The sequence below is a fragment of the Palaeococcus sp. (in: euryarchaeotes) genome, from assembly GCF_053987695.1.
In genome coordinates this window covers 1-2,793 of sequence record NZ_JBMXHE010000103.1, presented here as the reverse complement: position 1 = coordinate 2,793, position 2,793 = coordinate 1, and the positions used below count along the sequence as shown (strand labels likewise).

Genomic DNA, 2,793 nt, shown 5'->3' with positions numbered 1-2,793 from the left:
GATAGAGAGAGCTGGCTTAGAGGTCAAGCCCTACTTTGTGGGCTCCCTCGCTAAGGATACTTATTTAGCGGGAGACCACGACATAGACCTGTTCCTTGCTTTTCCTCTTGATGTTCCGCTAAATGATCTCAAGGAACAAGGATTTAACCTGGCTGAAGCAATAGGGAAGCGCTTGGACTCATATGAAAAGGCCTACGCTGAGCACCCTTACATAAGCGGCAGGTACAGGGGCTTTGACGTTGATTTAGTCCCCTGTTACGATGTTAACTCGTGGAGGGAAGTGAGGACGGCCGTTGACCGCTCCATACTGCACAACCGCTGGGTGCTCAAGCATCTGAACGGAAGAAACGATGAGGTTAGGCTCTTAAAGCGCTTCTTCAAGGGTATTAACGTTTACGGCAGCGAGATTTATGTTAAAGGGTTTTCCGGCTATCTAACAGAGCTTTTGATAATACATTTTGGCTCCTTCTTGGATGTTTTAAAGAGCGCTGATTTTATGCACAGGAAGAAAATCATAGATCCTGAGGGGTGGCTTAAGAAGGAGAGGGAAATGGCTTTGAAAACGATAGAGCGTGAAAAAGAGGCACCTCTAATCGTTTTAGACCCTGTTGATCCAAGGAGAAATGTTGCTTCTGCGTTAAGCTGGGAGAAGTTTGCGCGCTTTTACTTCAAGGCTAGGGGCTTCCTTGAAAAGCCTAGTATGGAGTTCTTCTTTCCGAAGGAACCTCAAGCTGCTGACTACAGGGAGCTTATCCAAAGGAAGGGCACCCACCTAATAGTTCTCCTCTTTGAGAAGCCCCCATTTATTGACGACGTCCTTCTGCCGCAGCTTGAGAAGAGTGCTAGGGGACTTTGGAATGCCGTTGAAAAGGCGGGCTTTAACGTTTACGACGCAAACTGGGGCTATGGGGAGAAGGCTTTCATAATGCTTGAGGTTGAGGGGCTTGAGCGTCCAAAGATAAAAGTCCACCCAGGCCCGGAGTTTTACACCTCTAGGGGCTTAAACTTCTACAAAAAGCACGACATGGTCTGGGTTAGGGGGAGAAATCTGTTCAGCGAAAAACATCAAAAGTCCCACATCGTTGACGTTATAATCGATCTTTTGGAGAAGAACCAGGTGTCTTTGGGCAGGAACCTAAGGGATGCCATTAAAGAGGCGGATATTCTGGTGGATTTTGTCCCACCGGGCCTGAAGAGGGAAGCTTACCTCTTTTTGAGCAAGAAGAAGTGGAACCTTAAATAAAACCTTTTATAACTTCTGGCACCGTAAGTAACTTATGGTGGCGTAAGTTGCTTTTCGATCCATCTTAGAAGCCTGAAAAAATGGGATGGATAAGAGAAGCTAGGGAAAAAGAGATACGAGATTATTGATCCTGTCGTTAAAAAAGTGTTGAGGGAGATATAAAGAAGTTAAAGCCTCCTTCCAAGCCCGATTCCGAGGAGCAGACCGATCAGGAGGGCTCCCGATGTATAGATTATTACCCCGTTTCTCTTTGAATCACCGGTTTGGGTGTTTGTTTCATTTTCTATTGATGTTTGCGTGCTCGTCGTGTTTACCAGAGGAATAGCGGGGGTTGTGGGCGTCTCTATCTTTGGAGTGCCCTTGCTCTTAACGAATATTATTGATGTTTCCTTTGCATACTGGTAGAATATCATGGCGTTGATCAAGCTGTCCGTTCCGGTTTGATTCTCATAGTTCTGGGCGAACTCGTAGTAGGCTATCCCGAGGATCGGGTAAATCCCTTGGCTCTGGGCTATGGCTATGGCGGTTTTTGCATCGTTCTTCATCTGGTTTAGCTTGTCCTTGAGGACGGTCTCATTGTTTATTCCAATAGTATCCAGGATTATGTTGGCTCTTACCTGAGCCTCAATTCCCGAAAAGAGAGCTGCAGAGTATTTCCCTTCCTCATAATAGCTCTCCCCCTTATCGAGCTCACTGATGAGATCCTGCATGTATGATTCACCGAACATTGAAGATATGTACGTGATGATGAGCCTTGCGTTATCGAGATAGTCTCTGGCAACACCTTTAACAGATTCTCTGTTTATCTCTTCTCCAGCAGCATATCTTTCTCCAAGATTTGCCCAGAATCTCGCGGTTTGAGCTCTTTCATAGGCAAATGCCGCACTTCCTATTGCATTCAAGTAATCCCCCCTGTAATAGGATCCCCATGCATCCTTCATATAGTCCTTTGCCTCCTCGATTCTCTGCTCGCTTGCCGCCTCAGCCTGGAGCATGGTTATGCCTCGTATAGTTCTGTTTAAAACTTCACTCTCAATGCTCTTTATTTCACTGTCCACATTTTTTAGGAGATTTTCGATATCCCTCTCATCCCGGGCTTTTAAACTCCATTCCACGGTTCTTATCGTGATCCTGGCTTGAAAGTCGAGGCTCAATGCCGTGTAGTACATTCCCCTATCCATGGCATCTTTTGCACTCTTTATATTCTGGTCTGCATCCTCTAAAGCATTGTTTAGCAGGTTATAGGTGCTGTAATCTACATCACTTTCTTTGAGCTCTTTCTTCACTTCATTGAAATATGCCGTCGTGTTGTCATAATCCTTGAGAGCATCATCTTTAACAAAGCTAGTGTCAATGTTAACATTTTCAGGGGCTTGGGGCTTTTCTATCTTATGTCCCGTGAAGTAGAACACAGCATCATATATGTCCTTAATCTCAATTACTTCCAGTCCCCATCTCTCTTTCGCGTATTTTGCAACATCAACGGGCTCTGATTTGCTCGTTATTTGAACGAGGGGGCCTATTTGTTTTTTCTCCGTTTGCTCAATCAT

General features: G+C 45.3%; 2 protein-coding genes. One reads left to right on the top strand and one right to left on the bottom strand.

Annotation, left to right across the window (positions count from 1 at the left end; genetic code table 11):
• Nucleotides 1–1,243: CCA tRNA nucleotidyltransferase (cca, locus tag ACXJGZ_RS08155; protein ID WP_456399022.1), on the top strand; the 1,243-nt coding region annotated here is incomplete at its 5' end.
• 167 nt (nucleotides 1,244–1,410) lie between these two features.
• Here cca and ACXJGZ_RS08150 read toward each other — a convergent pair.
• Nucleotides 1,411–2,793 (bottom strand): S16 family serine protease (locus ACXJGZ_RS08150; RefSeq protein ID WP_456399020.1); only part of this gene is annotated, 1,383 nt, incomplete at its 5' end.